Here is a 16,014-nt window from a genome sequence, read left to right as displayed (position 1 = left end):
TGAAAATCGCAGTGACGGCCTCGATCAAGCTGGAGCAAACGGGTGAGTAATGAATAACCAGGAGGGATCAGGTGAGTACTTCCATTCGAGAAAGCGCTATGGTTTCACCTTTTTTTGTATTCTTTCTCGTGCATGCCAATATCGTGGGGGTCGGGATACTCGGGTTTCAACGGACTATCGTAGCCCATGCCGGCTACGATGCCTGGATCTCCCTTCTTCTTGCTGGGGCCAGCATCCATCTCATTATTTGGATGCTCTATTACATGTTGGATGCGGGTAGCCAAGATCTGTTCTCCCTTCATGAGCTTTGCTTGGGAAAATGGTTAGGCAAGTTGATGAGCTTCGTCGTATTGATCTACGTCTGGATGGCTGCTTTTCTCATCTTGCGTTCTTACGTCAGTATTGTGAAGCAGTTTATTTTCCCTCTCATGCAGACGTGGAGTACGACGCTGATTATCTTGCTCCTCATTGTGTACATTGTCGCTGGTGGTTTTCGTACGGTTACGGGCGTCTGCTTTTTCGGTGTGGTGATCCCGGCGATTTTGATGCTACCCTTGTTCCTTTTCCCTTTCGAGTACGCTCACCCGAATAACTTGTTCCCGATGTTTTCGCATAACTTCACGTCTTTATTCGCGTCTTCCAAAGAGGCTGTCATCAATTATATGGGCTTTGAATTACTGCTCTTCTACTACCCGTTTATCAAGCGAGCAGCTCACTCACAAAAATGGGCCCACGCCGGCATCCTTTTCAGCACGCTCCTGTATGTAGCCGTCGCTATCGTAACATTCCTCATGTTTAGCCAAGGTGAATTGGATATGATTATTTGGCCGACCTTGACCATGCTCAAAATCGTCGAAATTCCGATTTTGCAGCGATTGGAGTTCATTGTGATATCTCTTTGGCTGTTCGTGATTCTGCCAAACATCTGTCTCAATTTATGGGGGGTTACCCGCGGAATGAAGCAAATATTTGGCATCAGTCAATTCCGCTCCCTTTTGCTTGTCCTAGCATCTTTGCTAATTGGTTCCTATCTACTCGAAGGCACGACTCCTTTGCTCATGGCACTCGATTTTTATGGGAATGTCAGCCTCACTTTTATTTATGGCTATATCCCGCTGTTGTTCTTGCTCTTTCTCCTTTGGGGGAAAAAGCGAAGTACCGCACGATACCAGACTCCCGGAGCGGAAACAGAAAAAGCCCGATAGATGTCTATCGAGCAAATCGTGCTGCAATTGTAATGCCAGCTCCTGCCAAAGCTTCTCGGATGCTTTGTGCGAATCCCAACGCATGGGCACCGTCGCCATGAATACAAATAGAATCCGCCTGAATCGGGATATCCACGCCTTGCTGGGTCAAGACGAGTCCCTCGCTTACCATACGAATGACTTGCTGGAGGGATTGCTGTTGGTCCGTAATCATTGCATTCGGCTGACTACGCGGTGTCAGCGTTCCATCCTGCTGATATGTACGGTCTGCAAACACTTCGTGCACCGTAGCAAGACCGATTTTTTCCCCTGCACGGGTCAACTCACTTCCCGCCAAGCCATACAACACCAGTTCCGGATTGATTTTGTAGATGGCCAACGCAATAGACTCAGCCAGAGCAGGTCTTGTGGCTGCCATATTGTACAAGGCCCCGTGTGGCTTCACATGATGCATGAAGCCCCCTTCTGCCCGTACAAACGCTTGCAGGGCGCCGATTTGGTACACGACTAGATCGTACGCCTCTTCAGGGGAAATTTCCATGTTGCGGCGGCCGAAGCCGACCAAATCAGCGAATCCGGGATGGGCACCGATTGCCACACCTGCCTCTGCTGCCATTCTTACTGTTTTTCTCATCGTCGCAGGATCGCCAGCATGGAAACCACATGCCACATTTGCAGAGGTGATATAGGACAAAATTTCTTGATCGTTGCCCAACTGATAGGCGCCAAAGCTCTCTCCCATATCACAGTTTAGATCTACTGTTTTCATCTTTTTACCTCCATCCCACGGTTACTTCTATACCAAGCTTGATCGCCTTCATCAATGAATCCCTCTCGATAAGCGCCTTTTGAGCATCACGCAGAGAAATCTCTTGAAAGCGAATCTTTTCGCCTGGCCGCAACTGGGCGACGATCGGCAAATCTATAGCTGGCACATAGCCTATCTTCGGATAACCGCCAATGGTTTGTCTGTCTGCCATCAGAATTATAGGTTGACCGTTTGGCGGAACCTGTATCGTACCAATGGTGACCGCAGCCGAGATCAGTTCCATTGGCTGCGTAAGTTCGAGTGCTGGTCCTGTTAAACGATACCCCATCCTGTCTGATTGAGTAGACACTTGAAAGGTTTGTTCGAAAAAACTTTGACGACTCTCTTCCGAAAAATCTGCGAATTGCTCGCCTCGTATCACCCGTACAACCGCTTCTCCATTTTTTACAAGCGTACTAGAAGGAATAAACCAATTCGCTTGGTAGAAGGGAGCTGCTCCTGCCTTTTTTTCCAATTGGTTAGCGAGAAATTGGCTGAATGAACCTGGAGAGCTTTGAACTAGCTTGTCTCCTGCCGCAAGCATTCTACCCGCTAAGCCTCCAAAGCTTCCACGGAGATTCGTACTACGACTTCCCATCACAAGTGGCACATCCCATCCGCCTGCGACTGCGAGATAGGCGCGACAGCCTTCCTTGGCCAGACCAAACTTCAAGATGCTTCCACCCCTGATCCAGACGGCTCGATTGGGCAAGACGGCTCTATCATTGATCGTGACTTTGAAGTCACCACCACAAATAGCTATTAGCATGTCTTTATGAAACAATAAGCTTGGACCTCTCATCGTCAGCTCCAGAACAGCATCCGATTGTTGATTGCCAACTAACATGTTCGCAATCTGTAGAGCTTGCTTGTCCATCACCCCACTTACGCTGACCCCATACTGCTGAAAGCCCAATCTACCTGTATCTTGAACGGTCGTGCAAAGTCCTGGCGTAATCACCTCTATACTCACTTAGTACACCTTCTCCCCGTTATCGTATTCCCACTCGGAGATAGGACGGAAGCGAACTTTATCACCAGCGCACAAGAGACTTGGAGAACTTTCACCTGCCTGAAATAAGCTCAGTGGTGTTCTTCCGATAATTTGCCACCCACCTGGGCTCTCTATCGAATAAATACCTGTTTGCAATCCTCCAATCCCTACACTACCCATCGGAATAGATAGTCGTGGCGAGGAACGTCGCGGCGTGGCCAATCGCTCATCCATTCCACCGAGATACGGAAAACCGGGAGCAAATCCGATCATGTACACCAGGTACTCTGTTGTCGAATGGATCGAAATCACTTCCTCTATACTAAGACCATTTTGTTTGGCGACTACCTCCAGATCTGGACCAAAGCTCCCGCCATAACAAACCGGGATTTCTACCAGTCTGTACTCTGTAGAGTGAGTGTTGGAGATTTGCTGCGACATTTGCTCAAGAATAGCAACGGCACGATCGTATGGCAAAATATCATCAAGTGGATCGAAAAGAGTAATCGGATCGTAATAGACTGTAACAGTCGTAAAGCCAGGTACAGATTCGATCATCCCGGGGAACGGATGCTCCTGTAGGTATTCAGAGAATAGGATGACCTTCTTATGGGTCTGTTGATCGATAACCTCTCCTAGTTTGACCATGACACCCGAGTCCCCAAGAGGAGAGAATTCATATCCAGGCAACGTTTTTCCCTCCATTTTCGAATATCGGCACTGCCACATGGATTGACGTGAGGAGGTTTTCTCCTCCTGCTCAGCTAATTTGTCCGCCTTCCATGACAATATCCCGATCATTAGATATGGTCGTCTCGATTGCCAATCGCAAGCCTTTTACAATTGTTTCTAACGCCATGCTTGGCTGCCCTGCTTGCCTTGCTGCCTGTTCAGGCAGATAAGGGATATGGATGAACCCTCCGCGTACGGAAACTTTTTTCTCAGCAAGGTAATGCATCAATCCATAAAAAAGATGGTTGCACACATATGTACCCGCCGTCTGCGATATGGAAGTTGGAATTCCTTGTTGTTTTAACTCATGTACAATCGCTTTGATTGGCAATGTAGACCAGTAGCCAGTAGGACCGTTTTCCCTGATCGCTGTATCAATCGGCTGATTTCCTTCATTATCCGGGATTCGAGCATCATTGATGTTAATCGCTACACGCTCAACCGCAATATCTCCTCGTCCACCTGCTTGACCGATACATAACACGATGTCCGGATTTGTTTCTTCTATCGCTGCGTACAGATGTTCAATAGATTTTTCAAAAACCGTAGGAATTTGGCGCAGCTCTACTTTATACAAATCAGACTCGATTTTTCCCAGCTCTTTTACCGATTCCCAAGCAGGGTTAACCGTTTCTCCACCAAAAGGATCAAAACCTGTTACTAAAATGGTCTTCATGATTGTCTCCTCCGATCCGCATGGGTCTCATTCGTGAGAGTCGAATATGGTCTTGTCCATACTGTCGCGAAACTCGCCGTGGGCTGGATGCCACACACTCCATGACAGCACGATTGAAAACCTTATGTGTTTCTATGCAATCTCGCAATGCTCCTCCCGCGACCGTCTCATCAGCCGCTTCCGTTATTAAATCAAGCGTCACCCATTCAGGAAAACGAGAGAGTAAGGAAGGAGAGGTTCTGTTCGGCTTTGTCGACCAGCGATAAAACAAGAAATCTTGATCAGTAGGCAATGGGAAAATGGCGGGCTCCCAGTTATGTCCATACCGAATATAGCGCTCAATAAAGTGTTTATTTTTGTTCCACAGGCGTGGATTATGTCTCAGCCCATCCTCGGCTGCCTTTTGAATCGTATCAAGAGCGACAGCATGATGAGGATAGTCAGATCGCTCCATCTCGCGACCAATTCCGTAAAAGAGCGATATCGGTATCCAATAAGATACAGGGAATCTCGGCGGACTATTGTACCCTGCGAATGGTTGTGTCCATTCGTGCGAAGGGATTCCGTGATCATCGATGATCACATCCGGCAACCAGCGATAAAACAGTTGGGGAACTACCCGTGATTCGCCAAAAACACTCGGCTGAAAACGGTGATTGGTATATTCTAATCCAACGGCATTATAACGGGCAGCATGATGCTTCCAAAATGGATTATCTTTGACGAGCTCTTGATGAAGTGCGACCCCATCCGGATTGGCAAATGGAATCACGACCAGATTGAAACGAGTAAGCCAATCCATTTTTTCGGCAAGGAGCTCTGCCACCAGCTCACGTGCAGCAGGCATACTGGAAACCTCGTTTGGATGATGTCCGGTTTCGAGCAAAATGGTTGGTTTATACAGAGAGAGCTTGTGTGTTGATACGTATTTGGAAATCTGGGGTGCTGTTACCTCCACTGCAAAAATCGGCCGTCCTTCAAACGATTTCTCTACTTCCCACATATGTACAGACGGATGTGTAACGAGCTCTGCCCACTCGCCCATATCTGGATGATGGTTTCGGTGTAGATAAGGAAGCTTCCGTTCTTCGATGCTGGTACTCTTTTCGTTCGTTCTCAGGATGCGTGCTTTTACAGGAGCAGATTGCTCTGCCTCGAAGTATAAATGAGTCGTTTTGATAGAGAAAGCTTGTTCTTCTTTATATTCTTTTACGCGAATGGTTGCCACTGGAGAGCTTGCTGGTTTGACCTTTACAAATGGTCGCACCGCCCCAGGAGAATTCCACGCCACTCCCGTTTTTCTTTCACCCAAATACGCATAGTAGTCCAGCGTATAAAAATAAATATCTTCATGCAACGCTTCTAACGACGATATTGTTTCTTCGTCTATGTCTAGCCGTTCTTCCTGTTCACTCATAGTGACGGTTACCTCTATCGAATGAAAGAGCGGAATGTTTCCTTGATACGGTTCATTTTGTTTACATAACAATTCTTCCGTCAACTCAGGTAAAAATTGCTGCGTATAGAATTGCCAAAACCTCTCTCGATCCGTAGGAACCAAGAATTGTTCTTTTGTTGTTCCATAGGAGAAGAAGAGTCCTGACGTAGTTGGATAAGCTCGACTTTGCTCGTCGGCATACGGCACTGCGGATACAGGTACATCCAAATTCCATGTACCTAAGTGCTCCAGCCCGACTCCCCATGCCTCGACTTGGTAAGTAGTTGGTAGGTGCTCATCCATCACGAATGATACTTGCGACAAGGACAAGCCCAATTCTTTTTCCAACAACTGATCAACCGGGTATAATTCTTGAAGCCATCGATGAGACAGCTCCATCCCGCCTTCTCTTTCTTCTCGTTGGAAAGAGATCAAAATTCGTTCTACTCGTTCCTCTGTAAGTACAAGAGACGGCAAAATCGTTTCTTTTATCCAGCACAAACCTGGTTTAAAAGCAGAGTGAATATGTACCGTACTATCGTTATCCGGAAGCAGCTCCGTGATTGCGCTCTTCCAGCATCGCTCCAACGCACATCGAATCTCTTTTGGTTCTGACAAAAACGCCGTGACCGCAAGCGGAGAGGATAAGCACCCGGCCGTCTCCTGTTGACTAGCAATCGCGATCAACTGCTCATGAAACAACTGTTCTATCTCATTTCGTTCGCCCTGGTCTTTCCATGTTTTCTCTATAAATAGGGGGAATTCCTGCTCTTTTGGCTCGTCTGATTGTTCCCATGCACCAAAAGTCCCCCCGAGTTGGTGCGAAGTGGCAGTCCCGAAATAATCAAGCGCCGCAACAATCGCTTGTCCTCCCCCTGAAAGCTGGATGACTCTTGTTGTCTTTTCTCTAGGATCTGGGATTACTTCGACCACTACACTTGCTAGAGGTGCTTCACAATTCATGTGTAAGGAAAAAGTGAGCTCCGCAATCCGATTTGCTTCTCCAGTGAGCGGGAAATGTATCCCGGTCGAGGCTAGACCAATCCGAGCTGCAAAGCGGGCGGCAGACATAACCGCCTCTGCAGTATGGATCCCTGTAAAGAATACATCTGTCCGACTCGTTAAATCCGTACGCCCCGCTTGATAGAACCCTGCCGTTGTCCAAAGCTCTGTCAGACTATCAAGTGGAGTTGGTCTCTCTACGATAGGACTTCCCTCGTGCGAGCTCATCAGCGCATACTGGGGTATCGCAATCTGACAAACAGGTGAAGCATCCGCACAAACATATAGTTGAACTTCATGTAAAGAACAACTAATCCTTTCAATGTCGCCGAGTGAAGTCGTTGCAGGTGCTGCATCTGTCCAATATGCCGCCATCCAGCGCAGTAATCGGCTAAGACTCTCCTCGCTTCCACCAACGAAAGCAATTCGATTGTTCCCTCGATCGAGAGTACATGACGCATCATCCACGTCAAAGGATGGCTCGATACATACTGTGCAAAGCCACTCACCGCTTTTCGTGCTGTTAGCAACCATCGGTGAATCTTCCATACGAATGGAAGGCAGATCCAGCTCACTTGTTTCAAGGCCTAATCGGGCACAAAAATCAATGAATCCTTCTACGACGATTCCCTTTTGAAAACAGAAGGAAACAGACAATGCATCAGCTACACCGTCATTGTTTCGGTCCGCAACTAACCCTTTCGTTGTAAAAATATCACCTAGCCCTCTCATCGGTTAGCCCCCTTACACGCGCAGATTTGGATCTAGCTCATCACGCAGCCAATCGCCCAGCAGATTAAATCCAAACACCGTAATCATAATGGCGATGCCAGGGAAAGTAGCAACCCACCATGCCGTCTCCAGATAGTTGCGACCGTCTGCCAGCATGCCGCCCCATGTAGGAATCGAAGGGTCTACACCCAATCCAATAAACGTCAACGATGCTTCCAACAAAATGTTAGTGGCTACATTTAACGTTGCCAATACGATGATCGAAGAAGAAACGTTTGGCAGGACATGTTTTCTGATGATCCGCAAATTCGTAGCCCCGATTGCTTTGGCAGCCTGGACGTACTCCATTTCTTTTACACTCATGACCTGTCCTCGAACCAGTCGCGCAAAGCCTACCCAGTTACTGATCCCCAGAACAAGTATGAGTTTCCATAGACCTGCCCCAAAGACCGTCATGACGATAATCGCAAACAAAATGAAAGGGAATGCCAGCTGTACATCTGCCAAGCGCATTAACAGATCATCTACCCAGCGCCCGTAAAAGCCTGCGATAAGGCCCAGAATCACCCCAATAACTAAGGAAATCAGTACGGATACGACACCAACCAATAACGATATTCGCGCTCCGTAAATGATTCGGCTCAGTAAGTCACGTCCTACCTGATCCGTACCTAGCAAATACTCGGATTTCCCCGTATCGTCCATCCACGAGGGAGCAACCAACCGTGCACGCAAATCAGCTTTATCAGGAGTGGATGGCGCAATTACCGGTGCGAAAAGTGCGGATACGACGGCAAGCATAAGCAAGAACATCCCCGTCATTGCCCACGGATTTCGAACGAATCTTCTGCCCATCTTGCTCCATTTTCCGCGTTTTTTGATTGGTGGATTGGTCTGATTGTTTGTAACTGTCGCTGTCGTCATTCGCTTTTTCCTCCTCCCTGCCTAATACGTGGATCAATAAAGCCATAACTGATATCAACCAACAAGTTCACGAAGATCATCAAAAAAGACAAGATAATCACAGAGCCTTGAATCACTGGAAAGTCACGTTGCGATATCGCATCAATCAGCATACGCCCGATACCTGGCCATGAAAAAACTTGCTCAATAATCACGGTACCGCCCAACAACGTTCCAAATTGCAATCCAATAAAGGTTACCGTTGGGATTAATGCGTTTCGTAAGCCATGTTTGATGATAACAAGCCATTCCTTGATCCCTTTGGAACGGGCCGTATTGATATATTGCTGATTCATTACCTCCAGCATGGAAGAGCGAACTAATCGAGCCAAAATTCCTGACAAGATGAGTCCGAGTGCAACGGAAGGCAGAACCAAATACTCCAGACCTTCATAACCAGAAGCAGGAAACCATCCCAGCTTAACGGCAAATATGATGATTAACATAATCCCTAACCAAAAGTTAGGAAAAGAGATTCCTAGCAATGAAAAAATGCGTCCGAAAAAGTCAGCTACGCTGCCTCTGTAAACAGCGGAAATGATACCTACTGGAATCGCAATCAACAGGGCCACAAACATTCCCCCGAAGGCAAGCAGCAAAGTTGCTCCCATCTTCTCCTTCATCATGTCGATCACGCTCTCACCCGTTCGGAAAGAGGTGCCAAAGTTACCGGTAAACATATCTTTTAAATAAAGCCCGAACTGTACATGAACGGGCTCGTCCAGACCGAGATTTTTCCGAAGCTCAGTAATCGCCTCTTTGGTAGGCTCACCTGCTTGAAACATGATCGATACTGGGTCACCAGTCATTCGCACCAGGACAAAAATGACAAGAGTAATAGCAAGAACGACAAAAACACTATGTAGTAGACGTCTAATTAAAAAGGCTGCCATCCTGCTCCTCCTTTATCAAAAGTGGAGGGAATAGAAGAGACATCTTCTACTCCCCTGTTCAAAACATTCCTTATTCAACCGATACGTCGCGCAAATCGATACGTTCATCTGCCGGAGGTTGGAAACCTTTTACTCGTTTGTTTACAGCCCACAGGTTAATCGTTTGATAAAGCGGTACATCTGGGACTAACTCATACAGACGTTGATTCAGCTCTTTAAATGCTGCCAGACGCTTTTCTTGGTCAAACGTGGAGCGTTCTGCTTTCAAGAGCTCCTCTACTTTTTCGTCATAGAAATCAGGGTTCCAGAACTCGCCTTTGTGATACATCAAATAGGCAGTATTATCAAAGTCGAGCGTCCATCCACCCCAGCCATTCCGGTACATATGTCCTGCTTTTCCGTTCGGAATGAGGTCAGAAGTAAATGTGGAGCTGTCCACCAGATTCAGCTTCACCTTGAGACCGACTTGGCCTAATTGCATTTCGATCGCTTGTGCTACCTCTTTAAACGTAGCATCGGAACCAGGGAGGAAGAGATCAAGCTCAGTTCCTTCCTTCACACCTGCTTCTGCGAGCAGTTGTTTTGCTTTTTCTGGATCATAATTTCGTAATGGCAGGTTAGGATCATAGCCGAAAGACATATCGCTTTGGAATGAATTGACGCGCTTACCATATCCGCCGAGCAGCGTTTCGATAATCAAGTCTGCATCAATCGCGTAAGCAATCGCTTCACGGACTTTTACATTGTCAACTGGCTTCATCGATGTATTGAAACGAATCGAATAAACGGTTGGGGACCCGACTTGCATCAGTTCAAGATCAGACATGCCCTTGATGGAATCTGTTTGGCTAATCTCGACTTTTTTCATAACGTCGATGGCACCTGTTTGCATTTCAGCTAGACGTGTAGTCGCTTCTGGAATAAAACGGAACGTTACTTTTTCTAGCTTCGGTTGACCTTGCTTCCAATAGCTTTCATTTTTCACCAGTACAGCCTTGCTATCTTTTTCATAGCTATCCATTTTGAAAGGACCCGTACCTACTGGATGCGTGTTAAAGTGCTCGTCCCCTTTTTCCTTGTAATACTTAGGCGGAACGATCACAGCGCCATAACCTGCCAGCTTTGTAATGAGCACAGGATCTTTTTCCTTGAGAATCATGTTGACTGTAAACTCGTCTACCACTTCTACACGGTCAATCGAAGCATAGTTCGCTTGCTGTGGTCCTTTTTTCCCTTCTTCACCAAGCAGGCGATCAAATGTAAATTTCACTGCTTCCGCATTGAATGGCTCGCCGTTGTGGAAGGTAACTCCTTGACGAAGTTTAAATTGAAGTGTCTTGTCATCCTTGAACTCCCACGATTCAGCGAGTCCTGGCTGAATTTTCAAGTCAGTGCTACGCTCGACTAAGCCTTCAAATACAGATGTTGCTACAGTACTCCAATCAAGCAAAAACGTATCAATCGGATCCCAAGAGTGCGGATCTCCATTCACACCAAGTGTGAGTTCATTTTTTGCCGGAGCTTGCGCTTCTGTCTTAGGTTGCGGATTTGCCTGTGTGCTAGTGTCAGCCGGCTTACTCGAACATCCGCCCAAAGCAGCAGCTAGCACGAGTAATGCGGAGCAAGCGGTGATACCTACCTTCTTTTTCAAAACAAGTCCCCCTTTTCTTTTCGTTCTGGAATTCATGTTGAAAAAAATATGATAGCTGTCATTTGTTCCTATTGGTTATACAAATGACAGGCAACATATCGACCATCGCCCATCGATTGAAATTCGGGCTTGTCCGTTTTGCAAATTTCCATACAATCCGGACAACGCGTATGAAACGTGCAGCCACTCGGAGGATTCGCAGGACTCGGTACATCTCCAGTCAAGATGATGCGCTCACGCTTCATTTTTGGCTTGGCAATCGGAACTGCGGACAGTAATGAGCGCGTATAAGGATGCAGCGGCTCTTCATATAGCGCATTTTTGGGTGCCAGCTCAACCATCCGTCCCAAATACATCACGCCGATCCTGTCGCAAAAATGCTTCACGACGCTCAAGTTGTGAGAGATGAATATGTAAGTGAGTCCGTATTGCTTTTGCAAATCTCTCATCAGGTTCAATACCTGGGATTGAATCGATACATCGAGCGCAGATACTGGCTCATCTGCCACAATCAGCTTAGGATTAAGCGCTAGCGCTCGTGCAATGCCGATCCGCTGTCGCTGACCACCACTAAACTCATGAGGAAAACGTTCCGAATTTTCCGATTTCAGACCGACAACCTGCATCAATTCCGCTACTTTTTCCTTGCGTTCTTTTGACGTTTCATACAGTTCGAATATGATCATCGGCTCTTCAATGATCTCCCCGACCGTCATTCGCGGATTGAGGGATGCGAACGGGTCTTGGAAAATGATTTGCAAATCCTTTCGCTTCATCCTCATCTCATTTGGGGAAAGTGCCGCTAAATTCTCTCCTTGAAAAATCACTTCGCCACCCGTAGGCTCGAGCAATCGTAGAATGGCTCTGCCTGTGGTTGACTTCCCGCAACCGGATTCACCTACAATTCCGAGCGTCTCCCCCGTTGCAACGGTAAAAGAGAGATCGTCAACAGCTTTGACGTGATTCGTTACCTTCTTCAATAATCCACTGCGAATCGGAAAGTATTTTTTTAACCCTCTTACCTCAAGTAAGGGATTGCATTCTGATTTTTCCAAAAGATTCACGTCCTTTCCGCTTACTCATACAGCCAGCATCTGCTTTTTGTACCATCATTCAGATCGAATAACGGTGGAGCTTGCTCGTAGCATTTGTCAAAAGCCTTCTGGCAGCGTTCAGCAAAACGGCATCCTGCGGGCATCTGACCTGGACTCGGAACGGTCCCGCCAATCGTAAACAAGTACTCCTGCTCTGTGTCCATATCGGGGATCGAGCCCAACAAACCAACCGTGTACGGATGCTTTGGAGTAGCAAATAGCTTTTCTACCTCGGCTTCCTCGACGACTTGCCCTGCATACATGACGACCACCCGATCACACATCTCTGCTACCACACCAAGATCGTGCGTGATCAGCATGATGGTCATCTCGCTCTTCTGCTGTAGCTCTCTCATCAGGTCAAGAATCTGCGCCTGAATGGTCACGTCTAGTGCGGTCGTAGGCTCATCTGCAACCAATAGAGATGGATTACAGGACATCGCCATCGCGATCATCACACGCTGCCTCATCCCGCCAGATAGCTGATGTGGATACTCGTCAACGATTTCTTCCGCTCTCGGAATCCCGACCAGCTTCAGCATTTGGATCGCATGCTCTTTGGCTTGTTTTTTGTTCATACTTGTATGATTCAAGACAAGCTCCATGATCTGCGCCCCGATTGTATAAACCGGATTGAGTGAGGTCATCGGTTCTTGAAAAATCATCGCGATCTCTTTTCCTCGCACCTTCCTCATCTGATCCTTGGAAAAGGCAACCAGATTTTCACCGTTGTACAGGATCTCTCCTCCGGTGATTCGTGCGGTTCTCGGCAGAAGCCCCATGATGGATAGAGAGGTGACACTTTTCCCACAACCCGACTCCCCTACTACTCCAATCGTCTCACCTTTGTTGATTTGAAAACTAACTCCATCCAAAACGGTAATTTCTCCATTATCGGTTCGGAATCTCGTCTGAAGATTTTTGATTTCCAGCATCAAAGTCCCGCCTTTGCATCTGAATATCCCAGCTTGCTCATGATTTCATTCGCTACTGCTTTTGTCTCTTGTACCAAATACCCCAATCGATCTTGCTGAAAGCGTGATGTAGCTCCAGCCAAGCTGAGTCCAGCTATTACTTGTCCCGTAAAATCTCGAATCGGTACAGCAATTGCTGCGGAATCCGGCTCCAATTCACCGTAGCTTACCGTATAGCCGTTTTCACGTGCATCGTGAATCCATTGCCATAGCAGATCTTTGTCTATATTTGTGTCTGGTGAGATTTTCTTCATGTCTACCCGGTTCAACAATTCTTCGATCTCATGATCCGGCAGAAATGAGAGTAAAATGCGCGGGCATGCCCCTGCGTACAACGGTGATTTTCTACCTACCTGCGTATATACACGAACATACTGGCGGGTATCGACTTTTTCGATGTAAACCCCTTCGTCTTGATCACGAATAATCAAGTTGACTGCCTCATCCACCATATCCCGCAGCTGCTGCATATACGGGAGCGCGATTTTCCTGATCTCCAGCCGTTGGGCAACAATGTTCCCAAACTCCAGCAGCTTTAATCCCAATTGGTATTTAGGCGGATTATAAGTGGTCGTTTTGGAGACAAAGCCCCGCATTTCGAGCGTCTGAAGAATCCGAAACACCGTACTCTTCGGCATATCTGACAGCTCGACAAGCTCAGCCAGGCTTAATTCACTGTTTTGGATAAAATATTCAAGAAACTCTAGCGTTTTTAACACACTTCGGTTTGCCGTTTTTTCTGTTTTGTCCATTTTCATCACCATTTAATTGTCCCAAAATACGGAACATTATTTTGTATTTTGGCATGACACAATATTAAATGAATTCAGTTATTTTCGTCAATACATTTTTACCCCTTAGCAATCAGGTCGTTCTACCAACTGGCTCAGGGGTAATTTGTACGTAAGGTTTTAGTGAATATTCTTTTTCTTAAACCGTCCACCAGAAACATCGTGAATATGACCGATTGCCAAAAATGCTGAGGAATCGATTTCCTCCACGATGGATTTCAGCTTCGCTTCTTCCAATCGGGTGATGACACAGAAGATGACTTTTTTGACGTCTCCGGAGTAGCCACCTTCCCCATTCAAATAGGTAATTCCCCGCCCCAGTCTCGCCGTTAACGCATCGCCAATTTCGTCTGGAAAATCACTGATGATCCATACTGATCTTGATTGCTCGAGCCCGACCATGGTAATATCGATCATTTTATAAGCGATATAGTAAGCAATTAACGAGTACATAGCCCGGTCCCACCCAAAAATGAAGCCAGCACTGCCTAAAATAAAAATGTTAAAAAACATGACCATTTCGCCGACCGAAAACGGACTTTTCCTCGTCATCAGGATCGCAACAATTTCCGTTCCATCCAAGGAACCGCCCGCGCGAATGACAAGTCCCACACCGATTCCGATGATGATCCCACCAAAAACGGCAGAGAGAAGCAAATCGTCCGTCAAGCTAGGAACATGATGGAGGTAGCTCGTCCCCAACGACATCACGACGACACCGAACAGCGTAGAGATGGCAAATGTCTTGCCAATTTGCTTGTAGCCAATAAGTAAAAAGGGCAAGTTCAGCAGGAATAAAAATAATCCGAGTGGGCCTCCTGTCAGCTTTGAGGCCATAATAGATACACCCGTTACACCACCGTCAATGATGTTGTTGGGAACCAGAAAGATTTCCAGTCCGACTGCCACCAACAAAGCTCCAATGGTGATTCCGAGTGCTCTCAGTGCGATCCTTCTTTTTTTCGTCCGCTTATGAGTGATCGGAGCAATTACTTTTGCATCCATTTTGATCATCCTTAGCCGTTTTTTTCTTACCACTTCATCTTTCCCTGGTAGCAAAAAAAATAGCCAGCCAGGATTTCTCCCAGCCGACTCTTCATCATCCTTTAGCCCCAAACGGCAATGGAAATAATGCCAATCGTGATCATCAAAGACATGGACAGACGCCATACGCGTTGTCGCTCCTTTAACAAGAAGACCCCGAGCAGCGTTCCAAAAACCGTACTTACCTCACGAATGGGCGCAATAGCTGCCAGTGGTGCCAATGTCATGGCAAACAAAAACAACAAATACGAGCCTGGTGACAGAACGGCACCGAGTACAATTGTTCGCCAGTTTTTTTGCCACTCACGGCGGATGAGTCCCTTCTTCCAAACGAATCCCCCGGCGACAATCAGACAGGCAAAGTTCGTTATTTCCAATAAAGCGAATGGAGATAATTGTTGAACGATTTGCTTGTCAGTTAACGTGTACCCTGTTATGCAAAGTCCAACAGCAAATGCGTATCGCAGGGCGAGCGGATTCACTGGTTGAGCCTGACGATCTGTGCCAATCATCCCACTAATGGCGAAGACTCCGATTACGATGCAAATGACCCCCAGCCATCCCGGTACAGATAAATACTCATGAAAGAAAATGGCGCTAAAAAACGGAATGAGAAGCGTCCCCGTCCCCCTCATGATGGGGTAAACCTGTGAGATATCCCCGTACGTATACGCCTTTGAAATCAATAAGGTATAACATCCTTGAAAGAAAAAGGACATAAACAGAAAAAGAACCAAAGACCATGTTAGTTGTGCGTGCATCCATTCCCAAATGAGAACAGGCAAGAGGATCACGGTTGTTGGCAATGTAATCAACCAAAGAAATGCCATTTTGTTCTCGCTCTTTTTCGTGAACAGGTTCCAGACTGCGTGCGCAAGGCCAGACGATAGTACGAGCAGAATCGAAATCGATAGCATGTGTGCCCCTTCTCTCTCTTGTTGTGCAAATACAACTAAAGACAATAAAACACATTGTGTTTAGTTGCTTTTCATTCGACGTGTACAGTATACACCCAGT

The 16,014-nt window shown here is 46.8% G+C and carries 14 protein-coding genes; 1 reads left to right on the top strand and 13 read right to left on the bottom strand.

The features are described 5' to 3' along the window. Nucleotides 1-71: 71 nt before the first annotated feature. Nucleotides 72-1,205, top strand: coding sequence for a GerAB/ArcD/ProY family transporter (locus ACKKE8_RS14795; RefSeq protein WP_409178794.1), 1,134 nt, complete (start codon nt 72-74; stop codon nt 1,203-1,205). A 4-nt stretch (nt 1,206-1,209) separates the two neighbouring features. Here the strand turns inward: ACKKE8_RS14795 and ACKKE8_RS14790 are convergent, their stop codons facing one another. The 13 genes from ACKKE8_RS14790 to ACKKE8_RS14730 form a co-directional block, all read right to left on the bottom strand. Continuing rightward, nucleotides 1,210-1,974 carry a LamB/YcsF family protein gene (locus tag ACKKE8_RS14790; protein WP_409178793.1) on the bottom strand — a complete coding sequence of 255 codons (765 nt, stop codon included), beginning with the start codon at nt 1,972-1,974 and terminating at the stop codon, nt 1,210-1,212. Nucleotides 1,975-1,978: 4 nt separating this feature from the next. Then, nucleotides 1,979-2,986 carry a biotin-dependent carboxyltransferase family protein gene (locus tag ACKKE8_RS14785; RefSeq protein WP_409178792.1) on the bottom strand — a complete coding sequence of 336 codons (1,008 nt, stop codon included), beginning with the start codon at nt 2,984-2,986 and terminating at the stop codon, nt 1,979-1,981. After that, nucleotides 2,987-3,736 (bottom strand): 5-oxoprolinase subunit PxpB, encoded by a 750-nt coding sequence (gene pxpB, locus ACKKE8_RS14780; protein ID WP_409179121.1) that lies wholly within the window; start codon nt 3,734-3,736, stop codon nt 2,987-2,989. It lies immediately after the preceding gene. A 31-nt stretch (nt 3,737-3,767) separates the two neighbouring features. Beyond that, on the bottom strand, nt 3,768-4,415 hold the full coding sequence (gene pcp, locus ACKKE8_RS14775) for a pyroglutamyl-peptidase I (protein ID WP_409178791.1): 648 nt from the start codon (nt 4,413-4,415) through the stop codon (nt 3,768-3,770). Further along, a complete protein-coding gene (locus ACKKE8_RS14770; protein ID WP_409178790.1) occupies nt 4,387-7,587 on the bottom strand; it encodes a M14 family metallopeptidase in 3,201 nt (1,066 codons plus the stop codon). The genes pcp and ACKKE8_RS14770 overlap by 29 nt, the downstream gene beginning before the upstream one ends. A 12-nt stretch (nt 7,588-7,599) precedes the next feature. Then, on the bottom strand, nt 7,600-8,511 hold the full coding sequence (locus ACKKE8_RS14765) for an ABC transporter permease (protein ID WP_409178789.1): 912 nt from the start codon (nt 8,509-8,511) through the stop codon (nt 7,600-7,602). Further along, nucleotides 8,508-9,443 carry a nickel ABC transporter permease gene (nikB, locus tag ACKKE8_RS14760; protein ID WP_048032782.1) on the bottom strand — a complete coding sequence of 312 codons (936 nt, stop codon included), beginning with the start codon at nt 9,441-9,443 and terminating at the stop codon, nt 8,508-8,510. Before nikB ends, ACKKE8_RS14765 begins: the two co-directional genes overlap by 4 nt. Nucleotides 9,444-9,513: 70 nt before the next feature. Beyond that, nucleotides 9,514-11,094: an ABC transporter substrate-binding protein gene (locus ACKKE8_RS14755; RefSeq protein WP_409178788.1), complete on the bottom strand. Its 1,581-nt coding sequence runs from the start codon at nt 11,092-11,094 to the stop codon at nt 9,514-9,516. 68 nt (nt 11,095-11,162) lie between these two features. Continuing rightward, nucleotides 11,163-12,149 (bottom strand): ABC transporter ATP-binding protein, encoded by a 987-nt coding sequence (locus ACKKE8_RS14750; RefSeq protein ID WP_409178787.1) that lies wholly within the window; start codon nt 12,147-12,149, stop codon nt 11,163-11,165. Nucleotides 12,150-12,169: 20 nt separating this feature from the next. After that, nucleotides 12,170-13,123, bottom strand: a complete 954-nt coding sequence (locus ACKKE8_RS14745; protein WP_409178786.1) for an ABC transporter ATP-binding protein — start codon at nt 13,121-13,123, stop codon at nt 12,170-12,172. Further along, nucleotides 13,123-13,914 (bottom strand): IclR family transcriptional regulator, encoded by a 792-nt coding sequence (locus ACKKE8_RS14740; RefSeq protein ID WP_409178785.1) that lies wholly within the window; start codon nt 13,912-13,914, stop codon nt 13,123-13,125. The genes ACKKE8_RS14745 and ACKKE8_RS14740 overlap by 1 nt, the downstream gene beginning before the upstream one ends. 159 nt (nt 13,915-14,073) lie before the next feature. Further along, nucleotides 14,074-14,958, bottom strand: a complete 885-nt coding sequence (locus tag ACKKE8_RS14735; protein WP_409179120.1) for a YitT family protein — start codon at nt 14,956-14,958, stop codon at nt 14,074-14,076. A 101-nt stretch (nt 14,959-15,059) separates the two neighbouring features. After that, the gene (locus ACKKE8_RS14730; RefSeq protein WP_409178784.1) at nt 15,060-15,914 is read right to left on the bottom strand and encodes a DMT family transporter; all 855 of its coding nucleotides are present in this window, start codon (nt 15,912-15,914) and stop codon (nt 15,060-15,062) included. Nucleotides 15,915-16,014 lie beyond the last annotated feature (100 nt).

Source organism: Brevibacillus fortis (genome assembly GCF_046196545.1).
GTDB classification, from domain to species: Bacteria; Bacillota; Bacilli; order Brevibacillales; family Brevibacillaceae; genus Brevibacillus; species Brevibacillus fortis_A.
The sequence above is the reverse complement of the archived record's forward strand: the minus strand, read 5'-3'. Positions and strand labels throughout refer to the sequence as shown.